This window comes from Burkholderia puraquae, assembly GCF_002099195.1.
GTDB lineage: Bacteria > Pseudomonadota > Gammaproteobacteria > Burkholderiales > Burkholderiaceae > Burkholderia > Burkholderia puraquae.
Map to the genome: position 1 here is coordinate 253,763 of NZ_NBYX01000007.1, position 18,209 is coordinate 271,971.

Below are 18,209 nucleotides of genomic sequence, written 5' to 3' on the forward strand. Positions count from 1 at the left end.
ACCCGAGTCCAATGCCATCCGCAGGCGATCGTCAACTATTTCGACCGTACCGCAGAACGTGGCGGGTGGCCCTCCCCTGTGCGATCACTGAGCCTATTGAGCCGGTAAACGAAGATGGAATCAGTCGACGGGACCGAGTAACACGTCGATTGCGGCTTGACCGGCGATTTCGGCTACCAGATAGGCCCATCGTTCAGTAAAAGGGCCGTTGCGCAGCTGTATGCGGCCTCCCCGCGCGCCGAGCACTTCGAGGTTTGTTCCGCCTTTTATCTGAAAAGTCACGTCAAACGTGTCCTCATCAGCAGCCGGAGTCAACTCGACCTGAATCTCGAAGCCGCGATACACGATCATTCGGTGCATGAAAACCCCCTTTCGTCATCGGAGACTAACATGAGGCAGCACTGGACGGCCTGCGCAACTATTGGGCTAGGTGCTCACGCTTGCGCCGCCACGCGATCTTCAAAATCTGCTTACCGGAGCGTTTAGGCCCGCATCTGCCAATTCGGTGAATGCGCCCCGATTGTAGGTGATCCAAGCGAATGTGCCGAACGTCCGCAAGTGGCCGGGAGCCGCCGGTCGTGACCTCCAGCAACTGGCCGAACGGCGAACTTCGAGCGGTCCCGTGCAGGCCGCTGGTAAACTCGGGCAGCCAAAGCAACTTTTCCCGGTCACATGAGCATGCAACCCACCGCAGCACCTGCACCCGTCACTCCAATGATGCAGCAGTACCTGCGCCGCATTCCTGACGTCGCTCCGACCCTCACTTCCCTTTTGACTGGGCGATCAGCCGCCAAACTCATGCGCGTGGCCCGTCCTTACGAAGAAGAAGGTTCGAGGCAGTCGCTTCGACGAATCAAGACTCTTACCGCGCGCAAAAGATGACGATTTATCGTCGGAATCAGTGTTGCAGGAATCTCATGAGGGCCCGCAGTCCGGAAATCGGCTGCGTGCACGATGTGAGCCTGCCCGCCATTGAACTGAACGAACGCTTCGATCGTCGGGTCGTCGCGCATGGCCGCCTTCATTGCCGCTTCATCGAACCAGTGTGACGAATAGAGCGTGAACGTCGGTGCATCGACTGGCGGAAGCGCTCGAAAACCCGCGTGAACGAGCCAGTCGAATTGTGCCCGGTCCACCTTGAGGATACTGGACGCTCCGTAAAGGCCCCTCCCGCTGCGCGCGAGATGGTCGATCCACCAGTCGTTTTGCCAAGACTCGTAACCGAGCAACGCACCTTCCAGCCGCTCCATGTTCTCGCAGCCATCGCCCTGCCGGTTGACGTTCTGACGGAAAAAATCCAGAGCCGGGATGCGCCACTCCTCGCCTTTGAGCGTATACAGGATTTGCCCAATTCGACGCGCCGGACGGCCTGGACGAGCCGGTACGTCAAGGATGATTTCCTGTGAGTGGAAGACACCTCGAGCTACATACTCGTCGAAGCGAGCCTTCAGTACGACCGACGGCCACCATTCGCTGTTGAATTCGACGAATCCGAATGGTTTGCGCCCTTGCGCCATCAAAGCCAGCTCGTAACCGGTATGGACAAGGTAAGGAATGCGGACACCTGTATCGACATACTTCGAGATGACGCCATCGCGCGAACCGTGGTCAAACTCGATCGCGAAAACGTCGCAAACGGCGGCGACCTGTGTCGGCGATAGAAGATAGTGGTCGTCGAGGTCCACATCCTCGGGGGCGTCCGGGTCGACCAGCCGCCGCAGCGCATCCAGGTCGTCGGTTTCGAATCGAACCTCGAGGCACGGGCACAGAAGATCCGGATCGATCGCAGACAGAATGAACAGGGTTATCGGATAGCTCATGGCAGTGTCCGGTTCGTCAGTTAGAAGACATCGCCATACGCCAGATACTTTGCGCAACGCGGGACTGCCACGTCGTTGCTCGACACGCGTGCAGATTGTCGACGATCCGCTGGACCATGTCGAATGGGGGCCTTGCGGCCCGACGATACGCAATCAGATTCGATCCGAATCTCGACGTCAAATGACAAACAATCCCGTTCAGGCCGTCGATAAACCCGGACTTCCTGGCTCACATAGCAGGCGTTCCGATGTCTGGAGTATGACAAACTGCTGCCCCAGGGACGATATTCGGAATTCCGCGCAAGGACGGAACGGTTATCGCTGGACAAGTTCTAGAGGAGTGACACCCAGGCGTAATTTGCACCGCCATTTCCGATTGCGTGACGTCGCTCGCAAAAGCAATTGATTTACCGGCCCTGCCTTCGTTTTCGGTTAGGTCTGTAACGTCAACTGCAAATGCTGCTATCACGAAGAGGCACTCGACTGTCCTCGGATCGTTGCCTTTGCCTGTCGACCCGAGGTTCTCACCTCATCGGCATTTTGCAGCGCTTAAGTACGTTGGCGCCGCATGGTACTGAATGTAATGATCGAGGAGATCGTTTACTTTCTCAGGTTGATCGCGAAAACCCATGGACATCAGACGCAACCGGAGACGGCTTAACGTAGAAGTCTGGACCAGGCTACACAGACAGCGTCAGGTCGTCTCACGTCAGTAGCAGACGCAAATCAGCACTCGATCTGGCGCTGCATTAGATAGAATCTCATGTCGTCGCGACCATGCATTGAAATCGGCATCGGATCGCGATTAAAGCCAAGCATTTCGTAGAATGGGTATGCTGATTCGCGCGCCGTGCACCAGAGCAGAATTCCACGCTGTTCGCGGACATAGCGAATGGATAGATTGACCAGAAGGCGCCCGAACCCTAGGCCCCGCACCGATGGATGGACGGCCATGCCGCGAAGGCGCCAGGCTTCAGCGTTCAACACACCGGATTGCCCTTCTTTACACACTGACGCCACAGCAACAATACCGTCGGCATCGCGAACGGCAAAGTGCCTTGTCGTTGGAGCAAGGTCTCCGGGTAGCGCGCTCCCCTCTTCATCTCCGGCCATCAAGATTGCGGCCCTGAGGGGATAGGTTTCTTCCGCGCGAACAACGCAGATGGTAAAGCGCACATCGTGTGAAGTCATCTAATTGTCAACTCTCTTCGTGACGCAGATTTTCTTCCGGTTCTCTTGCGGCATACCCACTCGCAAAATTAGCAGTTGCCGAGCGTTACCAGTAAGGGTAATTTCCTATCTGCATTTCTTTTCCAATCATACGCTAACTGCGATCACAGATGACGTCGAAAGTCTCGACAGATGCAGAGCTTGCCTACGACGAGATCCGATTGAGGATCTTTGACGGCCGGCTTGCGCCTGGGCAGAAAGTATCCCATCGAGGCCTGTCGGACGAACTTGGCTTCGGTCAAATGCCCGTGCGCAGCGCATTGCATTTGCTCGAATCCGAAGGGCTGGTCGTCGTAATCGAAAAGAGTGGGACCTATGTCGCATCGCCGACGACGAGCGATCTCCGCGAAATTTTTGAAATGCGGCTGGCCCTCGAGAGTACAGCTGCGTTTCTTGCAGCCAGGTCGGGGGTAACGGCAGGCCTTCGCGAGGCGGCAGAGAAAATGCAGGAGCTGATTGACCGCGACATCGCGGACATCATGCTCGAGCAACGTGTCGGTTGGGTATTTCATCAAGCGTTGTTTGCCGCCGCAAGGAACGCGCGAATCTCCTCGGCGTATGGTCTATTGCGGGCCCAAACCTTGGCCCTGAACGAACTCCCGCGTAGCGACGCCGAAACCGTTCGGCGCGGCACGATCGAGCACCTGCACATCTTTCACGCAATCGAAGCAAACGATGGCGAGCTTGCGCGTCAGCATATGTGGAATCACATCGTTGACGGTACTCCCGCACGGATAAAACTACTAAAGGCGCGGCATGAACACGAAAAATAAGGGACTTTCCCTCCCGATGCAAATGCTTGGCGGGCTGGTCCTGGGCGTCGCTTGCGGCGTATTTTCTCCTGGCTTTGCAGCGAAGCTAGGCTTTCTAAGCGCGATGTTCGGCCACGCGATCAAGATGGTCGTCATGCCGTTGATCTTCCTGTCGGTCACGGTCGGTGTCTTTCGTGCGGGCCGACTTCGCGAGCGGCTTGGAAAAGTCACACTATCCAGTATCGGCTTCTTCGTTTTCATGACTGGCCTGGCTGCATCGCTCGGCCTGCTGCTCAACTTTGTATTTCGACCGGGTCTCGGCGCGAGCCTCATTCACTCTGGATCGATGCCCACGGCACTCGCGTCCAGCATCGACTGGACGAAATTTCTCGTTGACTTGATCCCGGCAAACATCGTCGCTGCGCTCGCTGCAGGGAATTCGCTCCCAGTCCTCGTTTTCGGCGTCATTTTCGGTGCAGCATTGGCGGCTGCCCCGGAGCGTGCCGAGCCTGCGATTGCGGTTTTCGAGGCGCTGCTGTCGGGACTGTTCAAGATGACCCAGTGGGTGATCGCATGGTCGCCGCTCGCCATCTTCGCCGCGATCGCGCAGATGTTGTCAGCCAAGGGCTTTACCGGCGTGCACTCGCTGATCGAGCTTCTGGGCGTGGCATATCTCGGCATGGCGATTCTGGCGGTTGTACTCACCATCGTCATTCGCGTCGCCGGTCAGTCGCCTCTCGCCGTTCTCAGGAAGGTGAAGGAACCACTGATCCTTGGTTTCACGACGCGTTCGTCTGAAATTACCTACCCATTGCACCTGAAGAAGCTGGTTGAACTGGGCGTTCCCTACGGCGTGGCGTCCACGATTTTGCCTCTCGCATATATTTTCAATCGCGACGGTGCGGTCCTTTATACGGCCCTTGCGGTCGGCTATCTGGCCGACGCCTATCATCTTGCCTGGTCTTGGCCGCTGGCGATCACGATTTTGATCTTGACGATCATCACCATCGACGGAGCAGCCAATGTGCCCTCCGGGGCGATCGTAGCCATCACCATCGTTCTGACGTCGATCGGGTTGCCGGCCGATGCGGTGCTGCTGCTTTTGGGCGTCGATGCCTTTTTCGACATGGGGAGAACCGCCCTCAACGTCTACGGCAGCACGGCGGGCGCTGCTGTTGCGGTGAGACTTTCCGGTTCGGACAGTATCGCTGCGGAAACCGTGACTCGTCAGGCAAGCGTGTAGGTGCTTCGGGGGCGTCGGGCGCAGCGCGTTTCGATGCTGCGCCCGCCCATTGCAAGGCGCTGGGGCACCTCCACTCGAGCTTCCAGGTACGGCGACGACGACAGGATTGGATGAACGTTCGTTTTTATTGATGTTCAGTTAGCAGAACGACGTATCTTTTGCAGGAGAAACAGGATGGTTGGTTCAGAATCTGCAGATTATTTCATGCTGCGTTTAGGCACGCCGCATCCAACGTGGACGTTGACTGATGACAGCAACATGATTGGCATCGGCGATTGCGACGGAGTGTTGAGTGCCATGTTCGAGCTGGATCGCAACCAGGTCGCACGGGTTAAAGGATTGGGCCAATCGGTAGAGAGAATCACGTGTATTTGCGACCGCGCTGGCCGGGCACTGCACTTTTATCTGCATGGCAGACAGGTGTCTCAAGGCGTATGGGCCGGGGTTGCGTCGGCCGATCCTGACTATCTCCCGACCGACGCGATGATCGCAACATGGGACGTACCGAAAAAGCCCGACGATGCCTTCACGTTGCCGAGCGTGAGTGCACGTCTGGTCGCATCCGCCAGCCCGGCCTAAACTGCGATCACAGATTGTTGCGCAAGCTCGAGCCGGAAAAGCCCCGATTTTCGGGACGATCGTTTGACATGCCCGTCTGGCTGCATGCGCACACCGTTCAGTGCCTTTGGTTCTGGCACACTCAACCTCGGATCGCCAGGACCATTTTGCTGGCCAGTTCACCGGCCAGCGTTTTTCATTCATGGGTACGCGGTCATTGAGCGATGCCCTTTCATCGCGACGCTCAATCACGAGACTACGTGAAAGCCCGCAAACATCACGCCAACAATGCAGCAGTCCCTGCGCCGCACCTGACAAGGCGCAACACGCGAGGTTACGCCAAGCTCTACGCCCGCCCGTTCCGAGACCGAGAACTCCGCCCCCTCACTTCCCTACGGCACTCACCGCATCACCGCATCACCGCATCACCGCATCACCGCCCAAGACCTCTGCTCGCCTCGCGCGTTCCCCGCCCGACCAAAATCCGAAACATTCAGCGAAACCGTATCGGCCTTCGCCTTTGAGCGCATCTTCCGCGCAACCGCCAGGATCGGAGCCAAGTGCTCATAAAAGCATTCGAGCTGTCGCGCATCAGATGCCAGTCGCTCAAGGTCGCACGCCCTTTCGAGAATCAACCGGGCAACATGAAAGCGCTGAAGCCCGCGGCCGATCCGAATCTGAAACACGACGCCATCGCTGCTATGCGGCACCCCCGCCCATACAAGCGAGCTGCGATCCATGAAGCCTCCAAAGAATTCTAATCGTCACATCAATATGCCAGTCATCCTTGACGTTGCATATTTGTATTTCAAAATTGTGGCACTTCACGCATCGCCATTCTCGCGAATCCCGGATATTGCGCCGCAGCAAAAGTATCCGTAGACTGAGTTTCAACGTCCGATGTAGTTGCCCTGCAGTCGCCCCCATGACGGGAGAGCACGCCATGACGACTTCTTCACCAGCACTGAGCCAAGCGCCCCCGGCCCTCCACGTGTTCCAGCAAGATGGTGGTTGGCACTGGGGCATCACGGTTCCTCGCTCCGCGGGATCCGGCTTCAAACTGATCGCATTCAGTCACCACACGTTTTCCACTCAAGTCACTGCCCAACGCGACGGAGATCGAGCGTTGGCCTCCATCGTCGCAAGCAACGTGCATTGAACCTGGCGGATCGAGCAATTGCACCCCTCCTTGAGTTTTCATGGCCAGATGCAATACTCGTATCACCCTTCGATGCGAGACTACGTACCGCGCACGATGACGGACTCCGCTACTTGCCCGACCTGCCCGATCGTCGGTGTCGATCCAAGCCGGCCGTTCTCTGCCTACGGCCCCGCCTGGTGAGTACGTTGCAATCAAGCTCGCGGCGGACGTCATTCGAGAAAGGCGCGGTGCAGAGACGGCTACACCCACGCAATTGCTCGCGGTGTTTAAGAGCAATCGAGAAAAAATCACTGCCGCGGTCAGCCGACACACGTTGCCGAAAGACGGCCGGCAGATCCCACTCGACAAGTCGGACTTCTAAACCGAGGCCCCGCTTGCAGGCCGACAGTAGATCGCAGCCAGGAGGCGTTACATGAACATCCGGATCTTGGTTCCCTGCACCCTCGTTCTTGTTGCCCTCGGTGCTCACGCTGCAGATATCACCGGCGCAGGCAGCACATTCGCAGCGCCGATTTACGCAAAGTGGGCAGATGCGTACAGGAAGGCGGGCGGTGGCAAGGTCAACTATCAAGGTATCGGCTCGTCGGGCGGCCTGAAGCAGATCGTCGCGAAGACGGTCGATTTTGCCGGTTCGGACGCGCCGCTGAAGGATGACGAGCTCGCGGCGAAAGGCTTGTTCCAGTTCCCGACGGTGGTCGGCGGCGTGGTGCCCGTCGTCAACGTGCCGGGCGTGAAAGCCGGTGAACTGACGCTGTCGGGCCCGGTGCTCGGCGACATCTACCTCGGCAAGATCAAGAAGTGGAACGACCCGGCGATCGCCGCACTGAACCCGAAGGTCAAGCTATCGGATACGGACATCACCGTGGTGCGCCGGGCCGATGGTTCGGGCACGAGCTTCATCTGGACGAACTACCTGTCGAAGGTCAACGGCGAATGGAAGTCGAAGATCGGCGAAGGCACGACCGTCAACTGGCCGACGGGCACGGGCGGCAAGGGCAACGACGGTGTGGCAGCGTTCGTACAGCGCCTGCCGGGCTCGATCGGCTACGTCGAATGGGCGTACGCGAAGAAGAACAACATGGTCTACACGGCCCTGAAGAACTCGGCGGGCACGGTGGTCGAGCCGAAGACGGAAACGTTCAAGGCCGCTGCTGCCGGCGCGAACTGGACGAAGTCGTTCTACCAGATCCTGACAAACGAGCCGGGCAAGGACGCATGGCCGATCGTCGGCGCGACGTTCGTGCTGCTGTACACGAAGCAGGAGAAGCCGGAACAAGGGGCGGAAACGCTCAAGTTCTTCGACTGGGCATTCCACAACGGCAACCAGGCCGCCACCGATCTGGACTACATCTCGCTTCCCGATTCGGTGGTGTCCGAAATTCGCAAGCAATGGAAGGCGAAAATCAAGGATGCCTCCGGTAAGGCGATCGCAAACTGAGTGGCCCGGACGGATCACCGCATTACCGCTGAAACCGGCTCGTTGCAATTGAGGCAGCGCCACTTTTTATCGAGCTACGGCAAATAAGGCGTGATATTCGTCAGCGCACGAGCAACGTACTCTTCCTTCTCCCCGACCGGTGCGACGTAGTGCAGTGCGCTCCGCGCCGCTTCCTCGCCTTCCAGGCGTGCAATGATCCATGCGGCCAGATACTGCGAAGCAAGGCAGCCACCGGCCGTTGCGACATTACCTTGAGCGAAGAATGGCTGGTTGAGGACTTCGACGCCCGCCTCGACGACCCAGGGTTTGGTCGTGAGGTCCGTGCAGGCCGGGATGTTGTCGAGAAGGCCAAGCTTTGCCAGAACCAGCGTGCCCGAACATTGGGCGCCAATCAGTTGCCGGGCAGGATCGAGACTCAACTGCGCCATCAGCGTCGCGTCGTGGACGACATCCCGGGTTCGAATGCCGCTCCCGACGATGACGGCATCCGCCGTGCACGCCTCTGCCAACGTTGACTGCGCCTGCACGGTCACGCCATTCATCGACGTGACGAAATGCTCCGGGCATGACAGCGTTACCCGCCAGTCGGGCTTCCTGATTCGATTGAGTACGCCAAGTGCGATGAGGGAGTCGAGTTCGTTGAAGCCCTGGAAAGTCAGAATAGCGATGTGCATGGCGTGCCCGATCTGAAGTCTGTCGATGCATATTGCCAGATCGCCGTGAAGAACGGCTTTGCCTTGCTTCCGATTCAGTCCGTCGATGCCACACACTCGAGGCGGCCTGCGGGCCCCGAACCGCCAGCCATCTTCCATGGCTGGCGTGACTCATCCCCACGCATCAAGGCTGGCGCTTGCCGCGGCCGCCAGCGGGTTTGCCGGCCGGCTTGCGTGCCCCCGCAGCCGGCTTGCCGGCCGGTTTGCTGCGTGGCTTCTGCGCGCTGAATGGACTGCCGCTGGACAAGCTTGCGCCCTTGCCCGCCGCGCCAGCGCGCGGCGCGGCAGCCTTGCGCGTGTTTTCGCTGCCTTGCGGGCGCGGCTTTTTACCGGGCACCGGCATGCCAGCCGACGCAGCCTGCGGTACTTTGGGTTTCTTCGGCTTTTTGGGCTTCTTGACGATCTGGCCCGTCGCACTGGTTTCCGGCACGCGATGTTCCGCCTCGAAACCCGGCTCTTCCTCACGGCGCAGCGTTTGCCGGATCAGCGCTTCAATCGCGGCCAGTTGCGGTGCTTCATCTGCACACACCAGCGACACCGCCACACCGCTGGCGCCTGCGCGGCCGGTACGGCCGATACGGTGCACATAGTCTTGCGCCACGATCGGCAGATCCACGTTGATCACCAGCGGCAGGTCGTCGATATCCAGCCCGCGCGCCGCCACGTCGGTAGCAACCAGCATCTGTACTTCGCCCGTCTTGAAGCGCTCCAGCGCACGCAGGCGCGCGGGTTGCGGCTTGTCGCCGTGGATGGTGTCGACCGCATAGCCCGCTTCGTCCAGCATGGCCGCCAGGTAATCCACGCCGTTGCGCGTCTTGACGAATACCAGTGCATGCTCCCACTTGTTTTCGGCCACGAGGTGCATGAACAGGTCGGGCTTGTTCCTCTTGTCGACCGTCACCACCCACTGCTTGATCTTGCTGGCCGTGGCGTTCGGCGGGCTGACGCTGATATTGACCGGGCCGCGCAGAATGCTCGCCGCCATCGCGCGGATATCGTCGGTAAACGTGGCAGAGAACAGCAGCGTCTGGCGCTGGGCGGGCAACGCGGCAAAGACGGCGTTGAGCTCGCGCGCAAAGCCCAGATCCAGCATGCGGTCGGCTTCGTCCAGCACCAGCGTTTGCACCTGATCGAACTGCACCGCGTTCTGGCGGTTGAGATCCAGCAAACGGCCCGGCGTGGCAACGAGCACATCCACACCCTTGCGCAACTTCATCATCTGCGGGTTGATACTCACCCCGCCGTAGGCGGCCAGAAATCGCAAATCGAGGCCTTTGCCGTATGCGATGAAGCTTTGCAGCACTTGTTCAGCCAGTTCACGCGTAGGCACCAGCACCAGAACGCGCGCACGGTTGCTGGACACCGCCGGGCCGTGTTGCACCAGCCGTTGCAACAGCGGCAGCGCAAAACCCGCCGTTTTGCCCGTGCCGGTCTGGGCCCCCGCCATCACGTCCTTGCCACCGAGCACGGCAGGAATCGCCTTGGCCTGCACCGGCGTAGGGGCCTGATAGTTGAGGTCCTGCAGATTACGCAGCAAGGGATCGATCAGGCCAAGCGAGGCAAAAGACATGGACGGTATTCCGGGCTAAAACCGCAATTCTAGCGGTTGCCGGGCGGATCAAGGCCTGCCGCGCCTGGCTGGATTTCGGTTTCAAGGTTCACCCGGGCCTGGAACCGCCCGGGGTGGCCCGCGAGTAGTTCCAGGCGCAGGCATTTGCCGGTGGCGCGCCACCCGGCACAGTGCAGCATCACGACGCGTTTGAAGCGGCCGACCGAGAGGCTTCCGCCCGACGCAGGCTGGCGGCCCGCTCCGCTCGCCCGTCTCCCGCCTCGCCGACCGATCGCCGACGTTCCAGCGTAGTGAGCCAGCCGTCGGCCACAGCGGCTTCGCGAATCGCGCCGGCCAGGTGATAAGCTCGATGCCGATACCCCGTCGCGCATCGACACGCCCCGAACCCTGACCCTACGACCGCAACGAGCCTCCCATGCCCCTCGCCCCTTCCGTCCTCTCCGCGTTCACGCCGACCGGCAAGCTGCGCGCGTCGATCAATCTCGGCAACCCGATCCTCGCGAACCTCGACCCGGCAACCGGCGAACCGTTCGGCGTATCGATCGATCTCGCGCGCGCATTCGCCGAACGCCTGTCGGCGGAGCTGGAGCTCGTGGTGTTCGACGCCGCCGGAAAATCGGTGCAGGCGCTGACCGACGAGCGTGCCGACTTCGGCTTCTTCGCGGTCGACCCGCTGCGCGGCGAAACGGTCGCGTTCACGGCGCCGTACGTGCTGATCGAGGGGTTCTATCTCGTGCGCGACGCATCGCCGATCCGCACGAACGCGGATGTCGACCAGCCCGACAATCGCGTGACCGTCGGCAAGGGCAGCGCCTACGACCTGTTCCTCACGCGCGAACTGAAGGCCGCGCAGATCGTGCGTGCGCCGACGTCGCAAGCCGTCGTGCAGACCTTCATCGAACAGCAACTGGAAGTGGCGGCGGGCGTGAAGCAGCAGCTCGAGGCCGACGCGGCGAAAACGCCCGGCCTGCGCCTGCTCGACGAGCGGTTCATGGTAATCCGGCAGGCAATGGGGGTGCCGAAGAGTCGCGGCGAAGCGGCCGCGGCGGCGCTGAATGCGTTCGTCGAGGAAATGAAGGCGTCGGGCTTCGTCGCGGATTCGCTGCGGCGGCATGGCATCCCCGGCGCATCCGTCGCGCCGCAGGCGTGATTGCACGCGGCAGGACGTAACGAGCATCTCGGCGAGCACCCACCCTGTTCAAAACGGCGGGTGGCGTCCGGATACCGGCGATGTTTTTGCAAGGGTGATTCTCTCGCGGAATGCCGCGCAGCGGTCACGATCGCTTGCTGGCGACGATCGTTTCGGCCGCGCGGATCACCGGGAGATCGACCATGCGGCCGTCCAGGCTGAAAGCTGCGCCGCCGCGTTTTGCGGCTTCGTCGATCACACGGCGCGCCCACGCCTGCTCGTGTTCCGAATAACCCATCGCGTCGTTCACGCCCGTAACCTGGGCCGGGTGGATACACAGCTTGCCGCCGAAACCGAACGCGCGAGCGCGTCGGGCATCGGCCGAGAGGCGCTCGGCGTCGTCGGTGCGCGTGGTCACACCGTCGATCGGCGCGGGCAGCCGGGCGCGGCGCGACGCCGCGACCAACGCATTGCGTGCAAAGGCCAGTTCCGGTTCGTCAGGCGTCGCGCGCATGCCGAGGTCGAGCTGGAAATCGAGATGACCAAACGCGATGCGCACGACCTGCGGGTCGCGCGCCAGCGCATCGGCCGCATCGAGCCCGGCCAGCGATTCGATCAACGCCACGATGCACGCTTCGCCGCCGAGCCGTTCCGCAACGCGACGCAGCGCACCGGCGTCTTCGGACTTGGGCAGCATCGCCACCACGCCTTGCGTGGCCCATGCGCTCAGCAGCGCGATGTCCGCGTCGTGCCACGGCGTGCCGGCCGCGTTCACCCGCACGACGGTGCGCGAACGCTGCTCCGGTGTCAGCAGCGGAAGATGCTGCGCGAGTTGCTCGCGTGCACTGTCCTTGCTGTCGGGGCTGACGGCATCCTCCAGGTCGACGATGATGCAGTCGGCACCCGAGTCGAGCGCCTTCGCAAAGCGCTCGGGGCGGGTGGCCGGCACGAACAGGAGACTGCGCGCGTGCCGTACGGGAGTGAGGATCGTGGACATGGTTCAGATCACGCCGGCGGCGCGCAATTGGTCGATATCGGCGTCGGTGCGCCCGAGTTCGCGCAGGATCGCCGCGCTGTGCTCGCCCAGCGCGGGCACCGGATCCATGCGGGCATCGAAGCTGTCGACCGTTGCGGGCGGCAGCAAGGCTTGCAGGTCGCCGGCCGGCGAATCGACCGTGCGAAAGCGCCGGCGCGCCTGCAGTTGCGGATGCGTCCAGAGGTCGCCCACCTGGTTGACGGCAGCGTTGGCGATTTGCGCTTCGTCCAGGCGCGCAATCACCTCCTGCGCAGTCAGCGACGCGAACGCGTGTTCGATCACGCGCTTCAGTTCGACACGATGCGCCGAACGGCGCACGTTGGCATCGAAGCGCGGGTCGGTCGCGAGTGCCGGGTCGCACAGCACGACGTCGCAGAACGCTTTCCATTCGCGCTCGTTCTGCAGGCCGAGCATCACGACGCGGCCGTCGCCGGCCTTGAACGGACCGTACGGGTAGATGGTCGCGTGCGCCGCGCCGTTGCGGCCGGGCTGCTCCTGGCCGTCGTACGCGTAGTACATCGGGAAGCCCATCCACTCGGCCAGCGCCTCGAGCATCGAAATTTCCACGTGCGAACCCGTGCCCGTGACGCCGCGCTGCAGCAGCGCGGTAAGGACGCCCGTATACGCATACATGCCTGCCGCGATATCGGCGATCGACGTCCCCGCCTTGCTGGGCTCGTCCGCCGTGCCCGTGATCGACAAAAACGCCGCCTCGCTCTGGATCAGCAGGTCGTAGGCTTTCTTGTCGCGGTAGGGGCCGTCGGCGCCATAGCCAGAGATATCGCAGACGATGAGCCTCGGGTGCTTCGCGTGCAACGCGTCGAACGACAGACCCATGCGCGCGGCGGCGCCGGGTGCGAGGTTCTGCACCAGCACGTCGGCCTGCGCCACGAGTTCGCCCAGCACTTCCTGCGCGGCGGGTTGCTTCAGGTCCAGCGTGAGGCTTTCCTTCGAGCGGTTGGTCCACACGAAGTGCGATGCGAGACCGCGTGTGCGGTGATCGTAGGCGCGCGCGAAATCGCCGACGCCGGGCCGTTCCACCTTGATGACGCGGGCGCCCAGGTCGGCGAGCTGGCGTGTGCAGAAGGGTGCGGCGATCGCGTGTTCGAGCGTGACGACGGTCATCCCGCTCAGGGGGCCTTTTCGAGCTTGCATGGTCGAATCGCTATTCCAGTTCAGCGCTGGCCTGCATGGCCAGCTGTCCTTGCGGGCCGCGTGCCCAGAGGCGAGCGGCATGACCTTCGAGTTTTCCGTTCACCGTGAACGGCGCGGTGTCGAACAACGGGCTGACGGCCTTGAACTCGAAGCTGCGAACGGTCCTGCCGGCGTGCATGCGACGCAACTCTTCCATGAGCAGCAAGGCAATCAGCGGGCCGTGCACCACCAGGCCCGGATAGCCTTCTTCCTGCATCGCGTAGGGCCGGTCGTAGTGGATCCGGTGGCCGTTGAAGGTGAGGGCGGAAAAGCGCATCAGCAGCACCGGATCGGGCGTGACGACGCGCGAATACTCTTCGTTGGTCGGCGCCGGTGCCGGCTGGGGTGCCGGTGTGCCGGCCGCTGTGGGAGGCGGCGCATCGCGATACACGATGTCCTGTTCTTCGCGGATGGCCACGCCCTCGGCGTCGCTCGTCTCGTGCAGCACGGTGACAAACACCAGCTGGCCGCTGCGGCCGAATTTGCTCTGCACGCTGAGGATCGTGGACCGGCGCTGCACGGGCGCGTCGATGGCGAGCGGGCGCAGGAACTGCAACCGTCCACCGGCCCACATGCGGCGCGGCAGCGTGACGGGCGGCAGGAAGCCGCCGCGCTGCGGGTGACCGTCGACGCCGATGTTCGACTGTCGCTCGCCCGGCAGGAAGTACAGCCAGTGCCAAAGCGGCGGCAGCGTCGCGGGTAATTCGGATGGGTTCGTGTAGTCCAGTGTCGCCCGCAGCAGACGGACGGGGGCCTGGGTAATCCGGTCCGTATGGTCTTCGCTGCGGCCGACCCACGCGTCGAAGGATTCGAGAGACTCGAGACTCATGTCGTTTCGTGTTCGATGATGGATGCGTCGCAGAGGCCGCCGGCCCCGTCACGGTACGTTGGTCGGCCCGTACACCACCGCATCGGGAATCAGTAAGAACGAGGGAGCTGCAGCACGTGCTCGGCCACATGCCCGAGGATCATGTTGGTGGAAATCGGTGCGACCTGGTACAGGCGCGTTTCGCGGAACTTGCGCTCCACGTCGTATTCGCATGCGAAGCCGAAGCCGCCGTGCGTCTGCAGGCACGCATTGGCCGCTTCCCAGCTTGCCTTCGCGGCCAGGTACTTGGCCATGTTGGCCTCGACGCCGGCGTTCTGGCGCGCATCGATCTTCTCGCAGGCGCGCCAGCGCATCAGGTTCGCGGCCTCCAGCTCGATGAACGATTCGGCGAGCGGGAACTGGATGCCCTGGTTCTGGCCGATCGGGCGGCCGAACACCTTGCGGTCGCTCGCGTAGTCGCGCGCTTTCTCGAGGAACCAGTAGCCGTCGCCGATGCACTCGGCCGCGATCAGCGTGCGCTCGGCGTTCAGGCCGTCGAAGATCACCTTCAACCCCTTGCCTTCGGTGCCGAGCAGCGCGTCTTCCGGCAGTTCCAGGTTGTCGAAGAACAACTCGTTGGTCTCGTGGTTGACCATGTTGAGAATGGGGCGAACCGTCAGCCCGTTGCCGATCGCCTTGTCCAGCTCGACGATGAAGCACGACAGCCCGTCGCTCTTCTTCTGCACCTGCTCGAGCGGCGTGGTGCGCGCGAGCAGGATCAGCAGGTCGCTGTGCTGGACCCGCGAGATCCACACCTTCTGGCCGTTGATGACCCAGCGGCCATCCTTCTTCACGGCCGTGGTCTTGAGCTTGGTGGTGTCGCTGCCGGTGGTGGGCTCGGTCACGCCCATCGACTGCACGCGCAGTTCGCCGGCGGCGATGCGCGGCAGGTAGCGCTGCTTCTGCGCTTCGGTGCCGCTGAACACGATGGTGTTCATCACGTACATCTGGCCGTGGCACGCGCCCGAATTGCCGCCGGAGCGGTTGATCTCTTCCATGATGACCGACGCCTCGGCCATCGACAGGCCCGGGCCGCCGTATTCCTGCGGAATCAGCGCGGCCAGCCAGCCGGCCTGCGTGAGGGCCGTGACGAACGCTTCGGGGTAGCCGCGCGCCTCGTCGATCTTGCGGTGGTATTCGGCCGGATACTGATTGCACAGGCCGCGTACCGCATCGCGGATTTCCTGGTACTGGTCGGGGGCGGAAAAAACGGAGGCGCGCATGAATCCTGTCTCGTCATCGGCTAGGGTTGCAGCCATAATAGATTTTGATGGATTTCTTAAACAATAGAATTTCCTGATCGATAGATCAGTTTTTGGCATCGAGGTATCCGCGATGGATCTCAAGCAACTGCGCGCCTTCGTCACCGTGGCCGAAACGGGCAACGTCACCCGCGCGTCGAGCCTGTTGAATCTCGTGCAGCCGGCCGTGTCGCGCCAGCTGCGCCTGCTCGAGGAGGACATGGGAACGGAGCTGTTCGACCGCAGCCGACACGGCATGCAGCTCACGCCGTCGGGCAAGACGATGCTCGAATACGCGCGCCGCATCCTCAACGAGGTCGCGCGGGCCAAGGCCGAGATCCAGCCGACCGAGGGGCCGGTGGCGGGCATCGTGAGCATCGGGCTGCTGGCCAGCACGTCGGACCTGCTGGCCACGCGGCTGGCGGGCGAGGTGGCGCGGCGCTACCCGCACATCCGCCTGCGGCTCACGATCGGCTATGCGGGCCACCTGCAGGACTGGCTCGAAGCGGGGGATGTCGATGCGGCGCTGCTGTACGGGCAGAAGGAAACGCCCGCGCTGCACGTCAAGGCCTTGATCGACGAGAGTCTGTGGGCCGTCGCGGCGCCGTCGGCGAAGCTGTCGCGCAAGCGGCCGGTGTCGCTCGATCGGGTCGCGCGCGAGCCGTTCATCCTGCCTTCCGCGCCGCAGGGCCTGCGGGCGGCGATCGAGCACGCGGCGGCCGAGGCGGGCGTGACGTTGCAGGTCTTCGCCGAAACCAATGCGCTGAGCGTCCAGAAGGAACTGGTCGCGCAAGGCCATGGCTGGACGATCCTGCCCGCCGTCGGCGTGACGCAGGAGGTCGAGCGCGGCCTCCTGAGCGCGGCGCCGCTCGCGTCGCCGGGCGTCAGGCGCACGATCGTGCTCGCGGCGCCCAGCAGCCGGCAGGCCACGGCGCCGGTGCGCTGCGTGGTCGGTGTGCTGCTCGATTGTGTGAAGGCTACGTTCGACCAGGGCGACTGGCCCGATGCGCGCTGGCTGGGCTAGGGCGTGAACCGTCCCGTGGGCGCGAACAGGCGCCAGGGTGATCGCAGCCTGCCCCGGCGGGCATAGCCGGCCCGGGCAGGCCATCGCCGCCCGGCCCCGGCGTGCATCCGCCGGGCCGCGCAGCGCTTACTTCAACGGCAAGCAGATGCGCGTCTGCAACTGCGCGGGCGGCGTGCTGCGCGGGTCGTTCAGGTACTGCTCGAACATCGGGAAGTCGGCCGGCACCATGCCGCTTGCGGGAAGCCATTCGGAGAACATCCAGTTATACGGCCGGTCCATCTCGTTGTACGGCCCGGTGTAGGTCAGGATCGCGCAGCGGCCGGCGGGGATCTCGAAGCGTTCCAGCTCGTCGCCCACCTCGGCGTCGGGCGCGACGGACATGCCGGCCATCGAGCGTAGCCGGTCGGCCGGTACCTGCTCGGGATCGTCGAAATACACGCCGAAGCCGATCGCCTCGGGGCGCGCCAGGCCGCGGGCGGCGGCCAGCATGAACGCCCGGGTGAAGACCGGGCCGATTTCCAGATAACTGCCCCGGTGCGGCAACGCGGCCAGTACGGCGCCAGGGAAGGTTTCGATGGTAACGGGATACATGCCGAGCTCCTGTGGATTGAACGGAACGGAGCGGGCCGCGCGGTAGCGCCCCGGCGACAGGCCGAAGGTCGCGCCGAACGCACGGTTGAAGGCAGCGTCCGACGTATAGCCGGCGCGCTGCGCAACATCGCGCAATGGCACCCCGGTCCTGCCCAATGCAACCGCCGCACGGTGCATGCGGATGCGCTGCACGGTGGCGTTCACCGTCTCACCGAGCATCGCGCGGTAGACGCGATGAAAGTGATACGGCGACAAGCACGCGAGGTCGGCAAGCAGATACAGATCCGGGTCGGCGTCGGGGTGGCTTGCCAGCCAGCGCAGGACGGGATCCATGCGCCGGGCATAGTGGGTAAGGGTTCGGGTTTTCAATTGCGGGCTCCTGGAGGAGCAATGTAGGGCCGGCGGGTTTGCAGATTTTGCGGTTTTTCCCGAAGAAGGAGGAAACCGCCGCCTACACGCACGCTGCGGTCGCGCCGGCAATCGCGGCTGCATGAGCTTGCCGCACGATCGACGGTTGCAGGCGTGTGGTGCGCACGATGAACGACGACGCGTGGTGCCGGTCGGATCGCTCGCCGTTCTGACCTGCCGCCCCGGGACGGCTTGCGCGCCCCATGACGACAGTCGGGCGTCGAAATCGAAC

The 18,209-nt window shown here is 62.7% G+C and carries 18 protein-coding genes; 7 read left to right on the forward strand and 11 right to left on the reverse strand.

The features are described from left to right. Nucleotides 1–120 precede the first annotated feature (120 nt). From B7G54_RS16630 to B7G54_RS16640, 3 genes are all read right to left on the reverse strand, one after another. On the reverse strand, nt 121–360 hold the full coding sequence (locus B7G54_RS16630) for a hypothetical protein (RefSeq protein WP_085040036.1): 240 nt from the start codon (nt 358–360) through the stop codon (nt 121–123). 455 nt (nt 361–815) lie between these two features. Then, a complete protein-coding gene (locus tag B7G54_RS39700; RefSeq protein WP_244289349.1) occupies nt 816–1,820 on the reverse strand; it encodes a hypothetical protein in 1,005 nt (334 codons plus the stop codon). A 726-nt stretch (nt 1,821–2,546) separates the two neighbouring features. Further along, nucleotides 2,547–3,011, reverse strand: coding sequence for a GNAT family N-acetyltransferase (locus B7G54_RS16640; RefSeq protein WP_085040037.1), 465 nt, complete (start codon nt 3,009–3,011; stop codon nt 2,547–2,549). 149 nt (nt 3,012–3,160) lie between these two features. On the opposite strand from B7G54_RS16640, the gene B7G54_RS16645 reads away from it, so the two are divergent. The 3 genes from B7G54_RS16645 to B7G54_RS16655 all read left to right on the forward strand — a co-directional run bounded on the left by B7G54_RS16645 (nt 3,161) and on the right by B7G54_RS16655 (nt 5,624). Next, nucleotides 3,161–3,823 (forward strand): GntR family transcriptional regulator, encoded by a 663-nt coding sequence (locus tag B7G54_RS16645; protein ID WP_085040038.1) that lies wholly within the window; start codon nt 3,161–3,163, stop codon nt 3,821–3,823. Next, nucleotides 3,807–5,045 (forward strand): dicarboxylate/amino acid:cation symporter, encoded by a 1,239-nt coding sequence (locus tag B7G54_RS16650; protein ID WP_165765583.1) that lies wholly within the window; start codon nt 3,807–3,809, stop codon nt 5,043–5,045. The genes B7G54_RS16645 and B7G54_RS16650 overlap by 17 nt, the downstream gene beginning before the upstream one ends. A 174-nt stretch (nt 5,046–5,219) precedes the next feature. Beyond that, the gene (locus B7G54_RS16655; protein ID WP_085040040.1) at nt 5,220–5,624 is read left to right on the forward strand and encodes a hypothetical protein; all 405 of its coding nucleotides are present in this window, start codon (nt 5,220–5,222) and stop codon (nt 5,622–5,624) included. A 404-nt stretch (nt 5,625–6,028) separates the two neighbouring features. Here the strand turns inward: B7G54_RS16655 and B7G54_RS16660 are convergent, their stop codons facing one another. Then, the gene (locus tag B7G54_RS16660; protein WP_085040041.1) at nt 6,029–6,343 is read right to left on the reverse strand and encodes a hypothetical protein; all 315 of its coding nucleotides are present in this window, start codon (nt 6,341–6,343) and stop codon (nt 6,029–6,031) included. Between the two features lie 203 nt (nt 6,344–6,546). On the opposite strand from B7G54_RS16660, the gene B7G54_RS16665 reads away from it, so the two are divergent. Both B7G54_RS16665 and pstS read left to right on the forward strand, forming a co-directional pair. Beyond that, complete coding sequence (locus tag B7G54_RS16665; RefSeq protein ID WP_085040095.1) at nt 6,547–6,762, forward strand: hypothetical protein; 216 nt, start codon at nt 6,547–6,549, stop codon at nt 6,760–6,762. Between the two features lie 415 nt (nt 6,763–7,177). Then, complete coding sequence (gene pstS, locus B7G54_RS16670; protein WP_085040042.1) at nt 7,178–8,203, forward strand: phosphate ABC transporter substrate-binding protein PstS; 1,026 nt, start codon at nt 7,178–7,180, stop codon at nt 8,201–8,203. A gap of 74 nt (nt 8,204–8,277) precedes the next feature. On the opposite strand, the gene B7G54_RS16675 is transcribed toward pstS, so the two are convergent. Continuing rightward, nucleotides 8,278–8,877, reverse strand: a complete 600-nt coding sequence (locus tag B7G54_RS16675) for a DJ-1/PfpI family protein (protein WP_085040043.1) — start codon at nt 8,875–8,877, stop codon at nt 8,278–8,280. A gap of 163 nt (nt 8,878–9,040) precedes the next feature. Beyond that, nucleotides 9,041–10,486, reverse strand: a complete 1,446-nt coding sequence (locus B7G54_RS16680) for a DEAD/DEAH box helicase (protein WP_085040044.1) — start codon at nt 10,484–10,486, stop codon at nt 9,041–9,043. Nucleotides 10,487–10,901: 415 nt separating this feature from the next. On the opposite strand from B7G54_RS16680, the gene B7G54_RS16685 reads away from it, so the two are divergent. After that, nucleotides 10,902–11,636, forward strand: a complete 735-nt coding sequence (locus B7G54_RS16685) for an ABC transporter substrate-binding protein (protein ID WP_085040045.1) — start codon at nt 10,902–10,904, stop codon at nt 11,634–11,636. 124 nt (nt 11,637–11,760) lie between these two features. On the opposite strand, the gene B7G54_RS16690 is transcribed toward B7G54_RS16685, so the two are convergent. From B7G54_RS16690 to B7G54_RS16705, 4 genes are all read right to left on the reverse strand, one after another. Then, on the reverse strand, nt 11,761–12,612 hold the full coding sequence (locus B7G54_RS16690; protein WP_085040046.1) for an HpcH/HpaI aldolase/citrate lyase family protein: 852 nt from the start codon (nt 12,610–12,612) through the stop codon (nt 11,761–11,763). A gap of 3 nt (nt 12,613–12,615) precedes the next feature. Continuing rightward, complete coding sequence (locus tag B7G54_RS16695) at nt 12,616–13,806, reverse strand: CaiB/BaiF CoA transferase family protein (RefSeq protein ID WP_085040047.1); 1,191 nt, start codon at nt 13,804–13,806, stop codon at nt 12,616–12,618. Nucleotides 13,807–13,816: 10 nt separating this feature from the next. Then, a complete protein-coding gene (locus B7G54_RS16700; RefSeq protein ID WP_085040048.1) occupies nt 13,817–14,674 on the reverse strand; it encodes an HTD2 family dehydratase in 858 nt (285 codons plus the stop codon). An 89-nt stretch (nt 14,675–14,763) separates the two neighbouring features. Then, complete coding sequence (locus tag B7G54_RS16705) at nt 14,764–15,936, reverse strand: acyl-CoA dehydrogenase family protein (protein WP_085040049.1); 1,173 nt, start codon at nt 15,934–15,936, stop codon at nt 14,764–14,766. A gap of 112 nt (nt 15,937–16,048) precedes the next feature. Between B7G54_RS16705 and B7G54_RS16710 the strand changes: the two genes are divergently transcribed. Next, entirely contained in the window at nt 16,049–16,978 is a 930-nt protein-coding gene (locus B7G54_RS16710) for a LysR family transcriptional regulator (RefSeq protein ID WP_085040050.1), read from the forward strand. Nucleotides 16,979–17,104: 126 nt separating this feature from the next. Here B7G54_RS16710 and B7G54_RS16715 read toward each other — a convergent pair whose 3' ends face one another. After that, nucleotides 17,105–17,938 carry an AraC family transcriptional regulator gene (locus tag B7G54_RS16715; RefSeq protein WP_085040051.1) on the reverse strand — a complete coding sequence of 278 codons (834 nt, stop codon included), beginning with the start codon at nt 17,936–17,938 and terminating at the stop codon, nt 17,105–17,107. Between the last annotated feature and the right edge of the window lie 271 nt (nt 17,939–18,209).

Coding starts and splice junctions, on each gene's coding strand:
- B7G54_RS16660 (WP_085040041.1), bottom strand. CDS start 6,343: ATGGATCGCAGCTCGCTTGTATGGGCGGGGGTGCCGCATAGCAGCGAT.
- B7G54_RS16665 (WP_085040095.1), top strand. CDS start 6,547: ATGACGACTTCTTCACCAGCACTGAGCCAAGCGCCCCCGGCCCTCCAC.
- B7G54_RS16675 (WP_085040043.1), bottom strand. CDS start 8,877: ATGCACATCGCTATTCTGACTTTCCAGGGCTTCAACGAACTCGACTCC.
- B7G54_RS16630 (WP_085040036.1), bottom strand. CDS start 360: ATGCACCGAATGATCGTGTATCGCGGCTTCGAGATTCAGGTCGAGTTG.
- pstS (WP_085040042.1), top strand. CDS start 7,178: ATGAACATCCGGATCTTGGTTCCCTGCACCCTCGTTCTTGTTGCCCTC.
- B7G54_RS16690 (WP_085040046.1), bottom strand. CDS start 12,612: ATGTCCACGATCCTCACTCCCGTACGGCACGCGCGCAGTCTCCTGTTC.
- B7G54_RS39700 (WP_244289349.1), bottom strand. CDS start 1,820: ATGAGCTATCCGATAACCCTGTTCATTCTGTCTGCGATCGATCCGGAT.
- B7G54_RS16655 (WP_085040040.1), top strand. CDS start 5,220: ATGGTTGGTTCAGAATCTGCAGATTATTTCATGCTGCGTTTAGGCACG.
- B7G54_RS16685 (WP_085040045.1), top strand. CDS start 10,902: ATGCCCCTCGCCCCTTCCGTCCTCTCCGCGTTCACGCCGACCGGCAAG.
- B7G54_RS16700 (WP_085040048.1), bottom strand. CDS start 14,674: ATGAGTCTCGAGTCTCTCGAATCCTTCGACGCGTGGGTCGGCCGCAGC.
- B7G54_RS16680 (WP_085040044.1), bottom strand. CDS start 10,486: ATGTCTTTTGCCTCGCTTGGCCTGATCGATCCCTTGCTGCGTAATCTG.
- B7G54_RS16710 (WP_085040050.1), top strand. CDS start 16,049: ATGGATCTCAAGCAACTGCGCGCCTTCGTCACCGTGGCCGAAACGGGC.
- B7G54_RS16695 (WP_085040047.1), bottom strand. CDS start 13,806: ATGCAAGCTCGAAAAGGCCCCCTGAGCGGGATGACCGTCGTCACGCTC.
- B7G54_RS16650 (WP_165765583.1), top strand. CDS start 3,807: ATGAACACGAAAAATAAGGGACTTTCCCTCCCGATGCAAATGCTTGGC.
- B7G54_RS16705 (WP_085040049.1), bottom strand. CDS start 15,936: ATGCGCGCCTCCGTTTTTTCCGCCCCCGACCAGTACCAGGAAATCCGC.
- B7G54_RS16640 (WP_085040037.1), bottom strand. CDS start 3,011: ATGACTTCACACGATGTGCGCTTTACCATCTGCGTTGTTCGCGCGGAA.
- B7G54_RS16645 (WP_085040038.1), top strand. CDS start 3,161: ATGACGTCGAAAGTCTCGACAGATGCAGAGCTTGCCTACGACGAGATC.